The organism is Acidovorax sp. Leaf73 (assembly GCF_916855635.1).
Lineage (GTDB): Bacteria > Pseudomonadota > Gammaproteobacteria > Burkholderiales > Burkholderiaceae_C > Acidovorax > Acidovorax facilis.
Window position 1 is genome coordinate 433,531 of record NZ_CAKASI010000003.1, and the last position, 18,639, is coordinate 452,169.

General features: G+C 64.1%; 16 protein-coding genes. 5 read left to right on the forward strand and 11 right to left on the reverse strand.

Annotated features, from left to right (window positions below):
* Window positions 1-15 precede the first annotated feature (15 nt).
* The 3 genes from LPA35_RS11815 to LPA35_RS11825 form a co-directional block, all read right to left on the reverse strand.
* The gene (locus tag LPA35_RS11815; protein ID WP_228897114.1) at window positions 16-1,029 is read right to left on the reverse strand and encodes an acyltransferase; all 1,014 of its coding nucleotides are present in this window, start codon (window positions 1,027-1,029) and stop codon (window positions 16-18) included.
* Window positions 1,030-1,443: 414 nt separating this feature from the next.
* Window positions 1,444-2,217 carry a hypothetical protein gene (locus tag LPA35_RS11820; protein ID WP_228897115.1) on the reverse strand — a complete coding sequence of 258 codons (774 nt, stop codon included), beginning with the start codon at window positions 2,215-2,217 and terminating at the stop codon, window positions 1,444-1,446.
* Between the two features lie 609 nt (window positions 2,218-2,826).
* The gene (locus LPA35_RS11825; RefSeq protein WP_228897116.1) at window positions 2,827-3,597 is read right to left on the reverse strand and encodes an SOS response-associated peptidase; all 771 of its coding nucleotides are present in this window, start codon (window positions 3,595-3,597) and stop codon (window positions 2,827-2,829) included.
* A gap of 198 nt (window positions 3,598-3,795) precedes the next feature.
* Between LPA35_RS11825 and LPA35_RS11830 the strand changes: the two genes are divergently transcribed.
* Window positions 3,796-5,085, forward strand: coding sequence for an acyl-CoA dehydrogenase family protein (locus LPA35_RS11830; protein ID WP_228897117.1), 1,290 nt, complete (start codon window positions 3,796-3,798; stop codon window positions 5,083-5,085).
* A 28-nt stretch (window positions 5,086-5,113) separates the two neighbouring features.
* Here the strand turns inward: LPA35_RS11830 and LPA35_RS11835 are convergent, their stop codons facing one another.
* From LPA35_RS11835 to LPA35_RS11845, 3 genes are all read right to left on the reverse strand, one after another.
* Entirely contained in the window at window positions 5,114-6,268 is a 1,155-nt protein-coding gene (locus tag LPA35_RS11835; RefSeq protein WP_228897118.1) for a diguanylate cyclase, read from the reverse strand.
* A gap of 332 nt (window positions 6,269-6,600) precedes the next feature.
* Window positions 6,601-7,338 (reverse strand): 16S rRNA (uracil(1498)-N(3))-methyltransferase, encoded by a 738-nt coding sequence (locus tag LPA35_RS11840; RefSeq protein WP_228897119.1) that lies wholly within the window; start codon window positions 7,336-7,338, stop codon window positions 6,601-6,603.
* Window positions 7,339-7,428: 90 nt separating this feature from the next.
* Window positions 7,429-8,571 (reverse strand): aminoglycoside phosphotransferase family protein, encoded by a 1,143-nt coding sequence (locus LPA35_RS11845; protein WP_228897120.1) that lies wholly within the window; start codon window positions 8,569-8,571, stop codon window positions 7,429-7,431.
* A gap of 164 nt (window positions 8,572-8,735) precedes the next feature.
* Here LPA35_RS11845 and LPA35_RS11850 point away from each other — a divergent pair, with 164 nt between their 5' ends.
* From LPA35_RS11850 to rsmA, 3 genes are read left to right on the forward strand one after another with little or no spacing between them, the layout of a single operon-like run.
* Window positions 8,736-11,108: an LPS-assembly protein LptD gene (locus LPA35_RS11850; protein WP_228897298.1), complete on the forward strand. Its 2,373-nt coding sequence runs from the start codon at window positions 8,736-8,738 to the stop codon at window positions 11,106-11,108.
* Window positions 11,109-11,134: 26 nt separating this feature from the next.
* Window positions 11,135-12,550: a peptidylprolyl isomerase gene (locus LPA35_RS11855; RefSeq protein ID WP_228897121.1), complete on the forward strand. Its 1,416-nt coding sequence runs from the start codon at window positions 11,135-11,137 to the stop codon at window positions 12,548-12,550.
* A gap of 30 nt (window positions 12,551-12,580) precedes the next feature.
* On the forward strand, window positions 12,581-13,360 hold the full coding sequence (rsmA, locus tag LPA35_RS11860) for a 16S rRNA (adenine(1518)-N(6)/adenine(1519)-N(6))-dimethyltransferase RsmA (protein WP_228897122.1): 780 nt from the start codon (window positions 12,581-12,583) through the stop codon (window positions 13,358-13,360).
* A 194-nt stretch (window positions 13,361-13,554) separates the two neighbouring features.
* Here the strand turns inward: rsmA and LPA35_RS11865 are convergent, their stop codons facing one another.
* The 5 genes from LPA35_RS11865 to LPA35_RS11885 form a co-directional block, all read right to left on the reverse strand.
* Window positions 13,555-13,767 carry a hypothetical protein gene (locus LPA35_RS11865; RefSeq protein WP_147433275.1) on the reverse strand — a complete coding sequence of 71 codons (213 nt, stop codon included), beginning with the start codon at window positions 13,765-13,767 and terminating at the stop codon, window positions 13,555-13,557.
* Window positions 13,746-14,171 carry a barstar family protein gene (locus LPA35_RS11870; RefSeq protein WP_010464776.1) on the reverse strand — a complete coding sequence of 142 codons (426 nt, stop codon included), beginning with the start codon at window positions 14,169-14,171 and terminating at the stop codon, window positions 13,746-13,748. The genes LPA35_RS11865 and LPA35_RS11870 overlap by 22 nt, the downstream gene beginning before the upstream one ends.
* Window positions 14,172-14,311: 140 nt before the next feature.
* On the reverse strand, window positions 14,312-14,719 hold the full coding sequence (locus LPA35_RS11875) for a ribonuclease domain-containing protein (protein ID WP_055398013.1): 408 nt from the start codon (window positions 14,717-14,719) through the stop codon (window positions 14,312-14,314).
* A gap of 154 nt (window positions 14,720-14,873) precedes the next feature.
* A complete protein-coding gene (locus LPA35_RS11880) occupies window positions 14,874-17,216 on the reverse strand; it encodes an NADP-dependent malic enzyme (RefSeq protein WP_121421673.1) in 2,343 nt (780 codons plus the stop codon).
* Between the two features lie 471 nt (window positions 17,217-17,687).
* The gene (locus LPA35_RS11885) at window positions 17,688-17,987 is read right to left on the reverse strand and encodes a hypothetical protein (protein ID WP_228897123.1); all 300 of its coding nucleotides are present in this window, start codon (window positions 17,985-17,987) and stop codon (window positions 17,688-17,690) included.
* A 45-nt stretch (window positions 17,988-18,032) separates the two neighbouring features.
* Here LPA35_RS11885 and LPA35_RS11890 point away from each other — a divergent pair, with 45 nt between their 5' ends.
* Window positions 18,033-18,584: a GNAT family N-acetyltransferase gene (locus tag LPA35_RS11890; RefSeq protein WP_228897124.1), complete on the forward strand. Its 552-nt coding sequence runs from the start codon at window positions 18,033-18,035 to the stop codon at window positions 18,582-18,584.
* Window positions 18,585-18,639 lie beyond the last annotated feature (55 nt).

An 18,639-nucleotide genomic window follows, 5' to 3' on the forward strand; every position in this document is an offset into this window, starting at 1 on the left:
CTTGCTCCGGCAATCTCAGGGTTTGATCTCGCTCCTCACTTGGTTTCGCAAGGGCTCGATCATTTTGTCTGCCATTTTGGCCAGCGCGTAGGACACCACGATGATCGGAACAATGGAAGCTGCAAGCAGAATCATTCCCCTGCGCTGCCCATCCAGAAAATATTGGCCTACCAGATAGGAAATGACCCAGTGCGTGAGAAATATGGGGTATGCCAAGTCCCCGATCTGCTTGTCCCATTTCAATTTTGGAACGCTTTTGGGCGAATTGACCATCATGTACAAGAAAATCGATAGGGCTGCAAGGTTCACGTAGAACAGCAGGCTGAATAATCGACCACCGATTCCACCTAGAAAATCACACAGTGCCAGATTGATCAGCCATGTGGCAAATGAAAAATTTGCAAGTAATACCTGGATTCTTGGTGATCCGGTGTTGATAGAATTCCGAAAGAAATAGACCATTGCACCCAGCGAAAATGGCAGCAGCGCAGCATAGAAGGGATAATACCGCTTTCCCCAATCGGCACCACTCCACAGGCTTGCAATGTGGTATGCGCAAGCAACCAGGAATACCAGGACTGCCAGTGATCGGCTTCTCGCGACAATGAGCCAAAGTATGAGGTAATTAACCAACTCCACTGCGATTGACCATGCTGGAGGCACTAAGCGGAAAGATGAATCATAAAATTCAAATGGTATTATGAGAGCATTTCCAAGAATATCGATCCAGCTGGTTTGAGTGGCCCATGCAGGGTGAAAGCCAGATGCATTGTCCGACAGAATGATGACCGGTATCGTGGCGACACCCACCACGTAGTAAATGGGAAAAAGGCGCAAAAATCTATTAACTACGAAGGCTGAAAAACGGAAATGATACGTTTCATTTAGAATCGTGGTGATAAGGTAGCCTGATATAAGGTAGAAACCAAATACGGCGAAAAGCCCCCAATGAGCAAAGAACTGCACGCCTTCGGCCAAATGGGCAATGATCACAGACAATGCAAGAAAAAATCGCAGCAATCCGAGCATTTGTGTTATTGAATTGATTGATCTTGCGGATTTTGCGTGCCTTGGCAGATCATAGATAGGCTGGCTAGGTATCGCATTGCAGGCTGGTGGATCGATCTGACGGCAGTTTTGCAAGATGCGCCAAGTTCATCAGGGTCTGAGGAATTCGAGTGGACTCCTCTGCAAGAAATCACGGGTCGTTTTTAACGGGCCCCAGGCGGCCTCATCTGGATGGCGGTTTTATGCGCGTCTTGCAAGCGCATTGTCTTGACAGCGGGATATGGACGACAGCTGTCCAAGCGGTGTTTTGCCTGAGCCCGCGCCTGCGCGGTACCAGATTGAGACATTTCCTGCCAGAAATCCGATGAGTCTTGGATCAAGGGTACCGCACCCGGGAGGGCAGATGAGGAGACCCTTGAGGACATCTATACCCTGTCAGAAATGCGGAATGCTCCCGGTGGCCGTGCCATTGACCGTGTTGCCGCTCACCATGTTGTCGCCAAAGGACAGCAGGCTCCCACCCAGGTTGCTGTAGCCCGTATCGTTCGCCACGATGGTGGATCCCCTCAGATAGGTAACACCGCCGCGGGTGGTGATGCCATTGGTATATCCCCGGACGGAGACGTTGCTGATGGTCGAAATGGAACCAGCAGGCCCAATGTGTATGCCAAAAGTATTGGGGGTCGAGGTGGCGTTGGTCATCTGCACATTGCGGATATCCATCCGCCCGTTCACGACGGTGGTCAGCATATTGATCCCATTGGCGTAGCCCTCGATCGTGCTGTCTTCCACCACCACATAGCGCGCTGCCAGGTACCTCACGGCGTTCAGGGCGCCGGACAGACCCGTGAAGGTGAGTCCGCGCAAGACAACAACATCGGTGGTAGCTGCATTGATGGTGACGCCATTCTGGCCGGCACCGGAGACCAGGATGCCTGCGATATGGCCCCCGCCGTTGATGGTGATTGACTTGGTGATGGTGACGGCTCCGTAGCCCGCGTCGTCCATGGCGTTGATCTCGCCACCTGCCGCCGTTTTGCTGATCGCACCCGCGAATGTCTTGCAGGGGGCGGTTCGGCTACAGGGATTGGCGTCATCGCCTACGCCGGACACCCAGGTGCGTGTCGCCTGCGCATGGGCAGAGGAACCCAGTCCCAGCAGGAGCGTGGCCAACAGCAGTACTCCCCAGTTTGAGAAAGAATTTTTCATGTTGATCTTTCGTTCAGCTTGACCATGAACCAACCATTGTTAGAGCGTGTTGACTAGCCCGCACCACGTTCTTGCGTGGGGGTTGGCAAGCCCGCGCAAGAGAAGTGTATTGATTTGTTCATCCGGTGTACAACCTTGTAGGACCGCTCTCTGGCGGGTGGCGTGCTGAGAAAGAGAGGGGCCGCGAGGCGCACCCGCGGCGCCCTCCCGAGTGCCAGCTCTGGCCGAACCCCGGGGCGGGTTTTCCCCAGGTGCAGGCGATTGGACTCGGCCTGTTTTCCGGCCTGATTGTGTCCGTTGAAGGGGGCATGGAGTGGGGGCGTGGCAGGGTGCTTCCTGCTGCTTACCGCCTCGGACTGTTCGGCGGCTCCGCACGCCCCCACCGTTCGGGCTGAGCTTGTCGATGCCTCGCGCTCCGCTTCGACAAGCTCAGCGTGAACGGGGGCTTGTGGTGTGGGAGGGTTTGTGGGTCAGCCGCTGGCTGGGACCCTCGGCGCGAAAAGGCTGAACGCAGTTGGCCACCGAGCGACGATCTACCTCCCGCCCCCCCGCCCCCCGCCTCCACCCCAATCCACCGTTCGGGTGTGCTGAAGAGCTGGCAGGCAGGCCTTATCCCAGCCAGCCCTTGGGCACCTTGTCCGTCTTTTTTTCCACCGGGTTGGCCGTGAGCCACTGGGCCGCGTACTGGCGCATGAACTCCTTGGCCTTCTCTGGCCGGGCCGTGAGCCACGCGTCGTAGGCGCCTTCGTTCAGGATGGCAGGCATGCTTTTTTCGCTGCCGGGCTGGCCGTAGCGGTGCAGCAATGCGTGGTTGTTGGCGTTCACCGTGAGCAGGCAGTAGCTGATGATCACCTCGCCATCGGCCCCCTGCCAGCGCGCCCACAGGCCCGCCACGCCCATGGGTTTGCCGTCCACGCGCGCCACGCGGGTGGGCACGGCCTTGCCGCTGCGCAGGTCGTCTTCGTAAAACGCCACCATGGGCACGATGCAGCGTTGGCCGTTCAGCCACGCGTCGCGGAACGCGGTGCCGGTGGAGGCGGTGTCGGACTTGGCATTGACCAGCTTGGGCGCGCGCAGCTTGGCATCGGATGCCGACTTGACCCAGTGCGGCACCAGGCCCCATTGCGCGGGCACGAGCACGCGTTCCGTGCTGGCGGCGGGTGCGTCTGTGGGCGTGTCTGCCGGGGGGCTGGGTTCGGCGTCGGCCGCCGCTTTGGCCACCACTGGCTGGGCGATGGCGGCTGCCGTGGCCGCATGCACGATGAAGAAGCCGGGCTTGCGTGGCCACAGGTGGCGTTCACCCAGGGCCTGCGGTGGCTCGACCGCAAAGGCCTCGCGGTAGGTGTCGGCGTGGGTCAGGGTTTCGTAATGGGTGCTCATGGGGCGATGGTAGCGTGTGGCGTTGAGGTTTCTTGCATGAAATAGGGCTCTAGCGCTTGTTTGATAAGCGTTAACAGCTATAAAAACAGAAGCATTTTCGAGCCCGCTGTGTCACCCATCCGGCCCGGTCCTGACTTGTATCAAGCCCGTTGTCGCCTGCGTTGTGACGCGCGCTGGCGCTGTTTTCACAATGCCCTCATGGACTTCGCACCTTCCCCTCTGGCCCTTCAATGCCGTGATCGCCTGCTGGCGTTCATGGACCGGTATCTGCTGCCCTACAACCCTGCCTGGCATGCGGCCGTGCTGGCGGGCGACTACCCGCCGCCTTTTGTGGAGGACCTGAAGGCGCTGGCGCGCGAAGAAGGCCTGTGGAACCTGTTCCTGCCCACGCTTGAGGACGACGAGCCCGGCACGCGGCTGTCCAACCTCGACTACGCGCCGCTGGCCGAGGCCATGGGCCGCCTGCCGTGGGCGGCCGAGGTGTTCAACTGCCACGCGCCGGACACCGGCAACATCGAGCTGTTGCACCGCTTTGCCACACCCGCCCAGCGCGCCCGCTGGCTGGTGCCGTTGCTGCACGGCCATATGCGTTCGGCCTTTGCGATGAGCGAGCCCGACGTGGCCTCGTCCGACCCTACCAACCTGCAGACCACGGTGCGGTGCGAGGGTGACCACCTGGTGCTCAGCGGTCGCAAGTGGTTCATCACCGGCGCGGCGCACCCGCATTGCCAGCTGCTCATCGTGCTGTGCCGCAATGCAGGTGATGACCAGACTGACAGCCACCATCGCCACAGCATGGTGCTGGTGCCCGTGGACACGCCGGGTGTGCAGATCGTGCGCAACATCAGTGTGCTGCACCACCATGCGCCCGAGGGGCATTGCGAGATCCTGCTGCAGGGTGTGCGTGTGCCTGCGGACCACCTGCTGGGCGATTGGGGCGCCGGCTTTGCGATGGCGCAGGCGCGCCTGGGCCCCGGCCGTGTGCACCACTGCATGCGCACCATCGGCCAGTGCGAGCTGGCGCTCTCCCTGGCCACCGAGCGGGCGCTGGAGCGCACGGCGTTTGGCAAGCCGCTGGCCGAGCAGGCCAATGTGCAGGAATGGCTGGCCGAGTCGCGCATCGAGATCGACCAGGCGCGCCTGCTGGTGCTGCATGCGGCCTGGCTGCTGGACCAGGGCGACGCTTCGGATGCGCGCACTGTGCGTGCCCAGGTTGCCGCCATCAAGGTGGTGGCCGCGCGCCTGCAGCAGCGCGTGGTGGACCGCGCCATGCAGATCTTTGGCGCCATGGGCCTGTCGCCCGACACGCCGCTGGCGGCGTTCTGGACCTGGGGCCGCGCGCTGCGGCTGATGGATGGGCCCGACGAGGTGCACCTGCGCACTGTGGCGCGGCACGAACTGCGTCAGGCGCGCGAGCAGCTCGGCACCTTAGCAGCCTACTTCACCACCCCGGAGCAGATGCGCGCGCCGCCACGGCTGAGTGCCTGAGCACCTGCACCGGACAGTGCGGCGGGAGTCAGGAGGACGCGGCCGAGGCCCGCGCGGCGCGCGGGCCGGAGGGCGCCACCACAACGCGGTTGCGCCCCAGCGACTTGGCGGTGTACAGCGCCTGGTCGGCGCGCTCCAGCGTCTGCTCCACCATGTCGCCGGGCAGGTGCAGTGCCAGGCCAGCCGATACCGTCATGCGCAGCACGCCGGCAGCGTGCGGAATCTCCATCGCGGCCACGGCCTGGCGCACGCGCTCCAGCAGGTCGCGGGCATCGTCCATCTGGGTGTCGGACAGCAGCAGCACAAACTCTTCGCCACCCCAGCGGGCCAGCACATCGGTGTCGCGCACGCTGGCCCGCACGATGCCCGCAAAGGCCTGCAGCGCCCGGTCGCCCGTGGCGTGGCCATGGGTGTCGTTGACGCGCTTGAAGTGGTCAATGTCCAGCTGGGCCAGCAGCAGGGGGCGGCCGTTGCGCAGGTTGCGGCGGCGTTCCAGCTCCATCAGGTCCTGCATGGCGCGGCGGTTGGGCAGGGCGGTCAGCTCGTCGCGGGTGGCCAGATCGCGGTTGACGGCGAGCGCCTGGGCCAGCGCCTCGCGCTGCTCCTGCAGCCGCGCGCGGATGCGCTGTATGCGCAGGTTCAGCGCAATGCTGCCCCCCAGCACGATCAGCACCATGAGCGCATAGGCGGTATCCAGGTAGCCAAACGGGCTGGCGTTAAAACGCGTGGTGGCCGCCACCGCACAGCCGAAGGCCAGCAGTGCATACACGCCGATGCCGATCACCTCGGCCACGGTCAGGCCAAAGGTGCCAAAGAACAGGATCATGGCCAGCACGGCGGGCACCACGCCCCGCGCGTCGCCCGCCAGCACATAAGCCACGGCGCCGCTGGTGATGGTCCAGACCATCTGGGGCACGGTGAGTGAGGGGTCGCTGAGCCGCGCGGTCTCGCCCGAACGGATGAACGCGGTCATCACCACCATCCCGCCGACCGAGATGGCGGCCCACCATTGCACGGCAACGGCGTTCACTGCGCTGCTCGCCGTTGCCACCATCAGCATGACGCCCGCACTGCTGGTCATGAGCACCAGCGCGAGCAACGCCATGGCCACCAGCGTGCGCCGCCGACGGTCGGTGGAGAGAACCACGTCCCGAATGCGGTGCCAGCGGGAAGGTGTGCGCAAGGTGGGTGCTCCTGCCAGGGCGGTCGGGTGGCGTGTGGATGGGTGGGGCTGCGCTGCGGCGTGCAACGGGGCCTGGCCGTGCGCTTTTCATTCTAGGAGGGTCATCGCCCGGCGTACAGCCCTGCCCAGGCGCGGCCTGGGGTTTCGCCGAAGGACCCTGACCCCGTTAAGGATGTCCTGCATAACCCTCGAGAGTCGGTGGTAGTGCGGACCGGGATGGGGCGCAAGGCGTCTTTTGGCAGCCAATAGCCGGGCTATTGGCAAGAAAAGCAACGCAGCGAACCGCCCGAGGCCGCGCTATCACAGACCGCAGGGAGTTATGCCGGTCATCCTTAAAGAAGCGTGAGTGCCGCCAAGGCGGCCAGCGGCGCCGTCTCGGCGCGCAGCACACGGGGGCCCAGCGTGACCGGGGCAAAGCTGTGTTGCAGTGCCAGGTCTTCCTCGGTGCTGGAGAGCCCGCCTTCGGGGCCGGAGAGAAACACCACGGGCCCGGCCGGGCCCGCCGCCGTGTGCAGCGGCGCCGTGCCCGCGCGCAGCGACAGCAGCAGGCGCTGCACGGTGGTGGCCTGGGCCTGGGCGCGTACCCAGCCGGCCAGGTCCACGGCGTTGTGCACCACGGGCACGCGGTTGCGGCCGCACTGCTCGCAGGCGGCCACGGCCACGGCCTGCCAGTGGGCGATTTTTTTCTCGGCCCGCTCGCCTTTGAGCTTGAGCACGCTGCGCTCGGCCACCAGGGGCGTGATGCTCGCCACGCCCAGCTCGGTGGCTTTCTCCACCAGCCAGTCCATGCGTTCGTTGGCGGTGATACCGGCCAGCAGGTGCACGGCACGCGGGGCTTCACGTTCGGTGGCATGGTGGGCGCCCACCACCACACGCACGTCACTGCGGCCCATCTTCAGTACGGTGGCGTCGAATTCGCCGCCCGGGTCGCTCTCGGCTTGCCCGCCGTGGAACAGCGTGATGGTGTCGCCCGGCTGCAGGCGCAGCACCTGCACGTGGCGCGCAGCGCCGGGGGGCAGGTCTAGCTCGGCGCCGGTGGCCAGAAGGGCAGGGCAATGGAAACGGGGCATTTGCTACTTAATTTATAGCTACTTGCGCTTGATAGACAAGCGCTAGAGCCTAGTTTTATTCTGTTTTACTGTGTGCGCCCAGTCGCGCCGCTACATCCGGCCGTAGGCAAAGCCCACCACCGGCTCGGTACCTTCGATCTGGTCGAGCATCTTGAGCAGCGGCCCCAGCTGCCGGTAGCGGTTGGCCGTGGCGCGGATGTAGGCCATGAAACGCGGCGCATCGGCCAGGTACTTGGGCTTGCCGTCGCGCAGGGTCAGGCGCGCAAAGATGCCGGCGACCTTGAGGTGGCGCTGCAGGCCCATCCATTCCACCGCACGGTAGAACTCGCCGAAGTCATCGCCCCAGCCGCTGGCGCTGCGGGCCCCCAGCAGTCCGGCCTTGCGCGCCTTCTCCCAGTAACGCACCGTAATGTCGATGACAAATTCCTCTTCCCAGCTGATGAACGCATCGCGCAGCAGGCTGGCAATGTCGTAGGTGATAGGGCCGTAGACGGCGTCCTGGAAGTCCAGCACCCCCAGGCGCGCGCCCTGTTCGGTGGGGGCCATCAGGTTCCGGGTCATGAAATCGCGGTGCACATAGACCTGGGGGGCTGCCAGGTTGTGGGCCACGATGGCATCAAAGGCGCTGGCCAGCGTGGCCTGCTGCTTGTCGTCCAGCGTGACGCTGCGGTGCCTGGCCAGGTACCAGTCGGGGAACAGCGCCAGTTCGCGGCGCAGCAGCGCCTCGTCATAGGCCGGCAGCACGCCCGGCTGGGAGGCTTTTTGCCAGTCCAGCAGCACATCGGTGGCCTGCTGGTACCAGGCGTAGGCGTCCTGGGGCTTTTCGGGGTTCAGCAGCTCGATCAGCGTCTGGTGGCCCAGGTCGGACAGCAGCATGAAGCCGGTCGGTTCATCGTACGCAAGGATATCGGGCACGTTCAAACCGGCGGCGGCCATCAGGCCCTGCACCTGCACGAAGGGCTTGCAGTTTTCCTTGTCCGGCGGCGCATCCATCACGATGCGGCTGCAGCCCATGGCGCTGTCGATGCGCAGGTAGCGCCGAAAGCTCGCGTCCGCCGAGGCGGGGCGCAGCGTGGCGGGCAGTAGCTGGTGCGGGCCCACCAGGGGCGCCAGCCAGGCCTCGAAGGCTGTCTGGCGGGCCGCATCGGGCCAGGCCACGGTGGAAGTTGCGGGGGTTGCCACGGCCGTGCCCGGGGGCGGGCAGGCGGGAGAAGGGGAAGATGGGTGGCTCATGGATAATCTGATTTTACAAACCCGCTCCCCCCAGGCTCTGAGGTGGGCGGGTTCCTCCTTCTTTGATCCGCCCCTGCCCACCGCCCCACGTGCCACGCTGCAAGCCCCCCACCGTGCAGACATCCTCCCTCCGGCCCCGGCCCGCCAAGGCGAAGCCCGAGCGGCTGCGCGCTCCCGTACCCCGGGCCCTGGCTTATGGCGTGGCGCTGGCCTGGTGCGGTCTGCCGCTCTCTGTGCTGGCGCAGGCGCCTGACGCTGCCCCGCCTGACAGCGCCTGGGATGCACCCCCTGCGCTGCGCACCTCGCCCCTGCTTCAGGAAAAGATTCCCGAGGCGGTCCGGCCCCAGCTCCCCGTTTTTGTGACGGGGGACCGGATCAGCGGCCAGACCGACCTGAACGCCGTCATCGAAGGCAATGCCGAATTGCGCCGGGGCGACACCGTGATCCGTGCCGACCGCCTGGACTACAACGTGCCCGAAGACCTGGCCAAGGCCAACGGCAAGGTGCGCATCAACCGCGCGGGCAACGTGTACGAAGGCACGGCGCTGGAGCTGCGGGTGGATGCCTTTGAGGGATTCTTCAGCGACGCCCGCTACCAATTTTTGGCCACCCAGGCGCACGGCGACGCCACGCGCGTGGATTTCATCGACCGCGACCGTGCCGTGGTGCACAACGCCACCTACACCACCTGCGAGCGCGGCAATGAGGAAAGCTGGCAGCCCGACTGGGTGCTGCGCGCCGCCACCATTCGCATCGACAACGAGGAAGAGGTCGGCACCGCCGAAGACGCGGTGCTGGAGTTCAAGGGCGTCTCTGTGCTGCCCATTCCGTACATCACCTTCCCGCTGTCGGACAAGCGCAAGTCCGGCCTGCTGCCGCCCACCATCGGGCTGGACAGCCGCGACGGGGTGGCGTACATCCAGCCCTACTACTGGAACATCGCACCCAACCGCGACGCCACGCTGCGCGCGGCACTCATGACCAAGCGCGGCGCCAACCTGGGCGGCGAATTCCGCTACCTGGAGCCCACTTACACCGGCCAGATCAGTGCCGATGTGATGCCCACCGACCGCCTGCGCGACCGCATGCGCTGGAGCTTTTCGGGCCAGCACCAAGGCGCCTTTGACACGCCGATGGGCGGGCTGGGGCTCAATCTGAACGTCAACCGCGTGAGCGACGACAACTACTGGCGCGACTTTGGCCGGGCGTCCGACCTGCTGCGCCAGCGCCTGCTGCCGGGCGACGCCACGCTGTCGTGGGCGCGCAATGACATGTCCGCCAGCGTGCGCACCCTCAAGTGGCAGACCTTGCAGGACGTGACCTCGCCCATCGTGCCGCCGTATGACCGGCTGCCCCAGTTGCAGTGGCGCTATGCACCGTCGCAGCTGGGTGGCGGGCTCGATGCCAGCGTGGAGCTGGACACCACCCGCTTCCAGGCCGCCCGCGAGCTGACAGGCCAGCCCAATGCCAACCGCAGCTATGCGATGGCGCAGATCAGCCGGCCGTTTCTGGCGCCCGGTGGCTTCGTGACCCCACGCCTGCAATTGCACGCCACGCAGTACCAGTTTGAGTCGGCGCTGTCCAACGGGCAGCGTTCAGCCAACCGCACCCTGCCCACCTTCAGCCTGGACAGCGGGCTGGTGTTCGAACGCGATGCCGCCTACTTTGGCCGCGCCTTTTTGCAGACGCTGGAGCCGCGCGCGTTCTACACCTACACGCCTTACCGTGACCAGAGCATGCTGCCCGTGTACGACACGGCGGCCAATGATTTCAACTTCGCCACCATCTACACCGAGAACGCTTTCGGCGGTAACGACCGGCTGGCTGACAACAACCTGCTCACACTGGGTGTGACCACGCGGCTGCTGGACCCGAACACGGGCGCCGAGGCCGCACGCTTTGGCATTGCCCAGCGGCTGCGGTTCTCGGACCAGAAGGTCACCTTGCCCGGCGGTACCCCCGTGAGCGAGCGCCTGTCGGACCTGCTGCTGGGCGCGGGCATCAGCTGGACGCCCCAGTGGGGCTTTGACTCCACCGTGCAGTACAACCCCAAGACGGGCCGCTCCATCCGCTCGACCATCGGCGCGCGCTACAGCCCCGGCAATTACCGCACCGTGAGCGCGGCCTACCGACTGCAGCGTGGCACCAGCGAGCAGATCGACATCGGCTGGCAGTGGCCACTCAACGACCTGTGGGGCGACAAGGGCAAAGACCTGGGCGCAGGCCGTGGCCAGGGCGGCGGGCGCTGGTACAGCGTAGGCCGCCTGAACTACAGCCTGCAGGACCGCAAGCTGGTGGACACTGTGGTCGGCCTGGAGTACGACAGCTGCTGCTGGATTGGCCGTGTGGTGCTGGAGCGCCTGCAAAGCAGCGTGACCACCTCCAACACCCGCCTGCTGTTCCAGATCGAGTTCGTCGGCTTCTCGCGCCTGAGCCTGGGCTCCAGCCCCCTGGACACCTTCAAGCAGAATGTGCCGCGTTACCAGAACCTGCGCGAGCAGGTCACAACGCCCAGCCGTTTCAGCAACTACGACTAACGCCCAACGCTCCTACGCTTAACGCCATGAATCACCGTGTCATTGCACTGGCCATTGCCACCCTGGCTTCCCTGCTCTCCCAGGGCGCCCTGGCCCAAGGGCTGCGCCCTTCCGGCGCACCGTCGGGCAAAGGGCTGACGGCGCGCCCGGCGGCCGCACCATCGATCACGCTGCCTGCAGAAACGGCGAGTGGTGGCAGCAGCTCGGCACCCCGGCAGGCGGATTTCATTGTCGCCGTGGTCAATTCCGAGCCCGTGACCAACAACGAGGTCCGCGCGCGCCTGGCCCGCGCCGAAGCCCAGCTGGCCCAGCAAGGGGGTGCCATGCCGCCCCGGGAGCTGCTGGCGCGCGAGGTGCTGGAGCGCATCATCCTGGAGCGCGCACAGCTGCAGCAAGCCAAGGAATCGGGCCTCAAGGTGGATGACTACGCCGTGTCGCAGGCCGAACAGGGCGTGGCCCGCCAGAACAACATGTCGGTCGATGACCTCTACCGCCGCCTGGCGCGGGACGGCATGGGCAAGGAGCGCTTCCGCGAGGAATTGCGCAACCAGTTGCTGCTGCAGCGCCTGCGCGAGCGCGAGGTGGAGGCGCGCGTGAAAGTCACCGACCTGGACATCGACCAGTACCTGCGCGAGCAGCAAAAGGGCAACGACGTCGCTTCGATGGAGATCAACCTGGGCCATGTGCTGGTGCTGGTGCCCGAGAACGCGAGCCCCGTGCAGGTGGCCGAGCGCCAGGCACGCGCCCAGCGCGCGGCCGACAAGGTGCGCGCGGGGGAAGACTTTGCGGCCGTGGCCCGCGAGTTTTCGGATGCGCCCGAGGGACAGCGCGCGGGCGGCCAACTGGGCATGCGCCCGGCCGACCGGTATCCCGAGCTGTTTGTGAACTCCACGCTGGGCCTGCCTGTGGGCAGCATCGTCGGGCCCGTGCGCTCGCCAGCGGGCTTCCACGTGCTCAAGGTGATCGAGCGAGTCACGGCTGGCGTGCCCACCACGGTGGTGCAAAACCATGCCCGCCACATCCTGCTGCGCACGGGGCCGCAACTTTCCGAAAGCGCCGCCGCCGCTCGCCTGGCCGACTACCGCCGCCGTGTGCAGATGGGGCAGGCCGATTTTGCGACGCTGGCCCGTGAGCACTCGCAGGACGGTAGCTCCAAGGAAGGTGGCGACTTGGGCTGGGCCACCCCCGGCCGCTATGTGCCTGAGTTCGAGCAGGCCCTGAACGCCCTCAAGCCCGGCGACATCAGCGAACCCGTGGTTTCGCGTTTCGGCGTGCACCTGATCCAGCTGCTGGAGCGCCGCGAGGCCAAGCTCACCCAGCGCGAGCAGCGCGACATGGCGCGCGACACCGTGCGCGAGAAGAAACTGGACGAGGCCTACGCCACCTGGGCGCAGGAGCTGCGCGGACGCGCGTATGTCGAATACCGCGACCCACCGCAGTGACCGATCGATGATCAGACAGGTAAGCACGCGTTGAAACACATCCCCCGCAAGCGCTTCGGGCAGCATTTTCTGTCCGACAAGGGCATCATCGAAGATATCGTGCAGGCCATTGCACCCCAGCCGGGCCAGCCCATGGTTGAGATCGGGCCGGGCCTCGCGGCGCTGACCCAGCCCCTGGTCGAGCGCCTGGGGCGCCTCACGGTCATCGAGCTGGACCGCGATCTGGCCTTGCGCCTGCGGCTGCACGGCCAGCTGGAAGTGATCGAGTCCGACGTGCTCAAGGTGGACTTCACCGCGCTGGCACTGGCCATGCGCGAGAAAGCCGCGTTGCCCGGCCTTAAGCTGCGCGTGGTGGGCAACCTGCCCTACAACATCTCCACGCCCATCCTGTTCCACTTGCTGGACCATGTGCAGGTGATTGAAGACCAGCACTTCATGCTGCAAAAGGAAGTGATCGATCGCATGGTGGCCGAGCCCGCCACCAGCGACTATGGGCGCCTGTCAGTCATGCTGCAGTGGCGCTACGCCATGGAAAACGTGCTGTTCGTGCCGCCTGAGAGCTTTGACCCACCCCCACGCGTGGACAGCGCCGTGGTCCGCATGGTGCCGCACGCAGAGCCTGCGCCTTTGTCGGTGCCCCTGCTGGAAGAACTGGTGCAGGTCGCCTTCAGCCAGCGCCGCAAGCTGCTGCGCCACACCTTGGGCCGCTGGCTCGAAGCGCGCCAGTTCGCCGGCACCTTCGACACCCAGCGCCGCGCCGAGGAAGTGCCGGTGAGCGAGTTTGTCGCTCTGGCGCAGGAATGCTCATAAATCAATAGCTGCTAGCGCTTGATGCATAAGCGCTAGTGCCTGATTTGGCTGCAAAGCGTCAACAACTGGCGCGCCCCAGGCGAGAGATGCCAAGCAAGGGCCGCCCCGCAGCGAGGGCATCGTCCACCTTCCCGAATTGCGCAGCAATTCGAGAGAAGGGGGAAGGCGCAAAGCGCCTCAGGGGGATGTCTCTGTTACGCCGCGCTCAGCCAGTAACCCGCGTTGAAAGGGCTGCTCATGCGCAGCGCCATCGGGGAGACATCGACAAGCTTGTCGGTCGGCATTTTTTCGGCGGAATCCGTGCCGATTTCTATGCCCTCGACACCTTGTTGGGTGCCGGTAGCCTCGTTCGCCCGTTCTGCTTGGCTGGTGGATGCAGAACGGGCTACAGAAAAGAATAGAAACACCGGAACGGTATCTTGCGGTCGCCCCAGTAGTCGGCGGCGTCGCGGAAGATATCGAGCAGTTGTTCACGCGCTTCCTTGTCGAACTTGCCCGTGGCGGGGATCTGCTCCAGCACCACGATGAAACCAGGCTGCGGGCCCGATTTATGCAAGGGATCCGTCATGCAGTCGTACAACGCATCAAAGTTCTTGCCGAAGTGCGACGGGAAGGTGAATTGCCCGGCAATCAGGTCCAGCACATCCTGCTTGGACTGTGCGTGGGCCAGGTTGGCGTACAAGAAATGGTGACCCATGGAGGTGGCCGCATCCTGCAGGTCCTGCACGCGGAAAGCGCGAATGGACTGCACGATGTTGGTGCGCACGCCACGCAGTGGCGTTTCCAGGTCTTTACGAAGTGGCGTCTGCATCTCCGCTACTCTTTCTTTTTAAAGTCCACAAACTTCTGGCATTTCGCAGGGCTGCGGGATGCAGCCTGCGGGTGGGGGATTCAAGGGGGCGCGCTTACCGCTGCCAGCGTATCTCTGGCCTGCGTGCAGCGCAACGGGGGTCACTCGACGATCTCGCGAAAACTGGCGTAGTGATCGCTGGTGTAGTAGCAGGCGTCCGGAACCCGGGGCTTGCCGCCACACACAATGCGCCGGGCTCCCCGGTTGCGCGATCCTGGTGTTCTGACGGTGTACTCACGGTAGTAGCCCCGCTTGTGGGCGGGCAACAGCCGCTCGCGATTGCCAAAAACTGTTCCGTCCTTGTCATACGGAAAGGGCCCTCCTTCACGGATCAGCGCATACGTCGCCCGCCCTTGGGGCGGCAACTCGGCCAATGCGATAGGGGGGATGGAGCCGTCGGTGGACGGGGAGTTCCGGGCATGCCCCGCTACCGGGGACAACACGAACGCAACACCCAAAACACACAAAAACCCTGCTTTGCGCGCCCGGGTGGCTACAGCCTTCAGCATCAACGAACCTTTCAGAAACTACGGGTTAACCCGAAATTTCGAGCCGCTAGTGTCGCTCAACGGCCCCCAAAAAGCAAGCGTCTGCACAAAGATTGGGCAGACGCTGAAGGGAAAAACAAGCTCTTTAAGTTAGCGCTTGCTATCAATTTTTGGCTTATCTTGACACGTTGGCATCGGCCACGGTAAGTGCTGTCATGTTCACAATGCGGCGCACGGTGGCGCTGGGCGTCAGGATGTGGACCGGCTTGGCCGCGCCCAGCAGCACGGGGCCGATGGCGATGCCGCCGCCTGCGGCGGTCTTGAGCAGGTTGTAGGCGATGTTGGCTGCGTCGATGTTGGGGAACACCAGCAGGTTGGCGTCACCCGTCAGTTCGCTGCTGGGCATGAGGGCCGCACGGGCCTTGCCGTCCAGCGCCACGTCGCCATGCATTTCACCGTCCACTTCCAGCCAGGGGGCTTGCTGGCGCAGCAGTTCGAGCGTCTGGCGCATTTTGACGGCGCTGGGGTGGTTGCTGGTGCCGAAGTTGGAGTGCGACAGCAGCGCGGCCTTGGGCTTGACGCCAAAGCGCATCATTTCCTCGGCAGCCAGGGCGGTGATCTCGGCCAGCTCCTGGGGTGTCGGGTCGTAGTTGACGTGGGTGTCCACCAGGAACACCTGGCGCCCGGGCAGCATGAGGCCGTTCATGCAGGCGTATACCGGCACATCCTGCGCCGTGCTGTCGGCGCCGCCCGCGTGTTTGCCGATCACCTGGTCGATGTAGAGCAGGTGGTTGGCCGTGGTGCCCCAGGTGCCGCAGATCAGGCCGTCCACCTCGCCCTTGTGCAGCATCATGGCGCCGATGAGCGTGAGGCGCCGGCGCATTTCGATCTTGGCGACCTGCTGGGTGATGCCCTTGCGCTCGGTCATGCGGTGGTAGGTCTGCCAAAAGTCGCGGTAGCGGTGGTCGAAGTCGGTGTTGACCACGTCGTAGTCCACGCCTTCCTTCAGGCGCAGGCCAAACTTTTCGATGCGCTGGGCAATGATGGCGGGGCGACCGATCAGCGTCGGGCGGGCCACCTTTTCGTCCACCACGATCTGCGCGGCGCGCAACACGCGTTCTTCCTCACCCTCGGCGTAGGCCACGCGCTTCTTGGCGGCAGTGCGGGCGGCGTCGAAGATGGGTTTCATCGTCGTGCCGGAGGCGTAGACAAAGGTCTGCAGCCGGTCGCGGTACGCGTCCATGTCGGCGATGGGGCGCTGGGCTACGCCGCTGTCCATGGCGGCCTGGGCCACGGCCGGCGCAATCTTCATCATCAGGCGCGGGTCGAACGGCTTGGGAATCAGGTATTCCGGGCCGAACGACAGCTTCTCGCCCACATAGGCGGCGGCCACCACTTCGCTCTGCTCGGCCTGGGCCAGCTCGGCAATCGCGTGGACGGCGGCAATTTCCATCTCATCGGTGATGGTGGTGGCGCCGCAGTCCAGCGCGCCACGGAAGATGTACGGGAAGCACAGGACGTTGTTGACCTGGTTCGGGTAGTCCGAACGCCCCGTGGCCATGATGATGTCGCTGCGCACGCTGTGCGCCAGCTCGGGCGTGATTTCGGGATTGGGGTTGGCCAGCGCAAAGATCACCGGACGCTCGGCCATGGTGGCCACCATCTCGGGCTTGAGCACATTGCCCGCCGACAGGCCCAGGAACACGTCCGCGCCCACCATCACCTCGGCCAGCTTGCGCGCGTCGGTCTTTTGCATGAACTGGCGCTTGTCGTCGTCCATCAGCTCTTCGCGGCCCTCGTAGACCACGCCAGCCAAGTCGGTGACAAACACATTCTTGCGCTGCACACCCACCTTGAGCAACAGGTTCAGGCAGGCCAGCGCCGCTGCACCCGCGCCGCTGGTGACCAGCTTCACCTCCTCGATCTTCTTGCCCGCCACCTTCAGCGCATTCACGATGGCCGCCGCCACCGTGATGGCCGTGCCGTGCTGGTCGTCGTGGAAGACCGGGATCTTCATGCGCTTGCGCAGCTCGCGCTCCACGTAGAAGCAATCGGGCGCCTTGATGTCTTCGAGGTTGATGGCGCCGAAGGTCGGCTCCAGCGCGGCGATCACTTCCACCAGCTTCTGGGGGTCTTTTTCGTCGATCTCGATGTCGAACACATCCACGCCGGCGAATTTCTTGAACAGAACGCCCTTGCCTTCCATCACCGGCTTGGAGGCCAGCGCGCCGATGTCGCCCAAGCCCAGCACGGCGGTGCCGTTGGTGATGACGGCCACCAGATTGCCGCGCGAGGTGTAGCGGAAGGCATTGGCCGGGTCCTTGACGATTTCTTCGCAAGGTGCAGCCACACCGGGCGAGTAGGCCAGCGCCAGGTCATGCTGGTTGACCATCTGCTTGGTGGCGGCAATGGCGATCTTGCCGGGCTTGGGAAACTCGTGGTACTCGAGAGCGGCACGGCGCAACTGGGCGCGCTTGTCGGAATCGTTGTTGTTCTGGGCCGTGGTGTTTTCGGGCATTCAATTGTCTCCAGCTTGGGGTGTCAATGCCACGCCGGTTCAAGCAGGTCCGGCGCAGGTTGTCAGCTTTCGTAAGGGTGGGCGATTGTAGGCCGCGTTCGGTAAAAACCCTAGTAAGCGAATCTGCTTACATGGGAAATTCAGCTTTGCCGTCTGGGTTGGAATGCGGCGGACCGCTTCTGCGCGAGGTGCAACCTTTACGCAACCGCTGCCGAAGTGGTCTGGAGCTCCGCTTCGAGCCCGTCCAGCCTGGGCTTCAAGCTGCTAAACCGTGGGCTTCACCACAATCGTTCCTAGCCAGGGTTGTTTTACGGTCAGCGCAGTCCATGGCCGAGATACGGAAAAAAGACCGCAGAAATGGACTGCAGCGGTCCTTCTGTCATCGACGGTTTTCCGTTCGTTTCCAGCTCCAGCGGGCAACAGATCGAAGCGGGCGCTATCGTTAGCGGTGCTTCCCATGGGGGCAAGCTGTTAGCCAAACAGCGCCTCATAGCGGGCGATGTTCGGCGAGCGCGTATCCGGCATGCTGGGCACCAGCATCCACTGCACACTTCCCAATTGCGGGTGGCTCAGGGTGTACGTTGCCTGAGAAAGCCTTGGAACATCTGGTCCATGAAATAGCAGTGTGAACGGTGTCCGAAATTGCTCTGGCAAATGGCCGCGCGCCCGTTCGGTAGCTTCTACCAAAACCAGCTCCACAGGGCCATGCTGTGTCAGTGCGACGAAGGGACTGCCCACCAGGGTGTTGACGGATTCAAAAGTGGTGCTCATCGATGGCGTGTGTTGAGGGATCACAAAAGGGTTGGATACAGGCCATTGAGTCGCCAGAATGGGCTGGTATCCACGACCCACTCAACATCCTACAGCCGAGAATCCACTGTGTATTTGCTATCTGAACCATTCGCCCTGCGTGAGAGGGCCGACGACGATCAGCCTTTTCTGCTGGAACTCTATCTGTCTACCCGCGATGACCTCCAGCAGGCCATCCCCGACCTCGCGCTGCTCCAGCAGTTGATAGCCATGCAGTTCAATGCACAGGAGACCGGCTACCGCCACCAGTTCCCCTTGGCCCGCCAGTTGGTACTGCTGCGTTCCGGCCACCCAATAGGGCGCATGGTGGTAGACGCCTCACCCGAACAATTGCGTCTGGTGGATATCGCCATTGCGCCGCCAGCTCGCCGCAGCGGCGCCGCAATGGCTGCGTTGGCTGCGCTGCAGCGCCATGCAGCAGCGCAGGGCCTGCCACTGTGTCTGGCGGTAGGGCGATACAACGGTCCAGCGCAGTGCCTGTATCAAAAATGCGGATTCACTTCCGTGACCGAAGACGATCTGTTCGTACAGATGATCTGGAGAAGCACTTCGCAGTGAGACCTGCCAGCGCAATCGCCCCGTTGTTGAAGCCATCTTCGACGGGGGAAATGAA

Excerpts from the sequence above, each read along its gene's own strand:
- LPA35_RS11875 (WP_055398013.1), bottom strand. The coding sequence starts at position 14,719 with ATGCTGAAGGCTGTAGCCACCCGGGCGCGCAAAGCAGGGTTTTTGTGT.
- LPA35_RS11845 (WP_228897120.1), bottom strand. The coding sequence starts at position 8,571 with ATGAGCCACCCATCTTCCCCTTCTCCCGCCTGCCCGCCCCCGGGCACG.
- LPA35_RS11825 (WP_228897116.1), bottom strand. The coding sequence starts at position 3,597 with ATGAGCACCCATTACGAAACCCTGACCCACGCCGACACCTACCGCGAG.
- LPA35_RS11855 (WP_228897121.1), top strand. The coding sequence starts at position 11,135 with ATGAATCACCGTGTCATTGCACTGGCCATTGCCACCCTGGCTTCCCTG.
- LPA35_RS11840 (WP_228897119.1), bottom strand. The coding sequence starts at position 7,338 with ATGCCCCGTTTCCATTGCCCTGCCCTTCTGGCCACCGGCGCCGAGCTA.
- LPA35_RS11820 (WP_228897115.1), bottom strand. The coding sequence starts at position 2,217 with ATGAAAAATTCTTTCTCAAACTGGGGAGTACTGCTGTTGGCCACGCTC.
- LPA35_RS11870 (WP_010464776.1), bottom strand. The coding sequence starts at position 14,171 with ATGCAGACGCCACTTCGTAAAGACCTGGAAACGCCACTGCGTGGCGTG.
- LPA35_RS11885 (WP_228897123.1), bottom strand. The coding sequence starts at position 17,987 with ATGAGCACCACTTTTGAATCCGTCAACACCCTGGTGGGCAGTCCCTTC.
- LPA35_RS11830 (WP_228897117.1), top strand. The coding sequence starts at position 3,796 with ATGGACTTCGCACCTTCCCCTCTGGCCCTTCAATGCCGTGATCGCCTG.
- LPA35_RS11815 (WP_228897114.1), bottom strand. The coding sequence starts at position 1,029 with ATGCTCGGATTGCTGCGATTTTTTCTTGCATTGTCTGTGATCATTGCC.
- LPA35_RS11880 (WP_121421673.1), bottom strand. The coding sequence starts at position 17,216 with ATGCCCGAAAACACCACGGCCCAGAACAACAACGATTCCGACAAGCGC.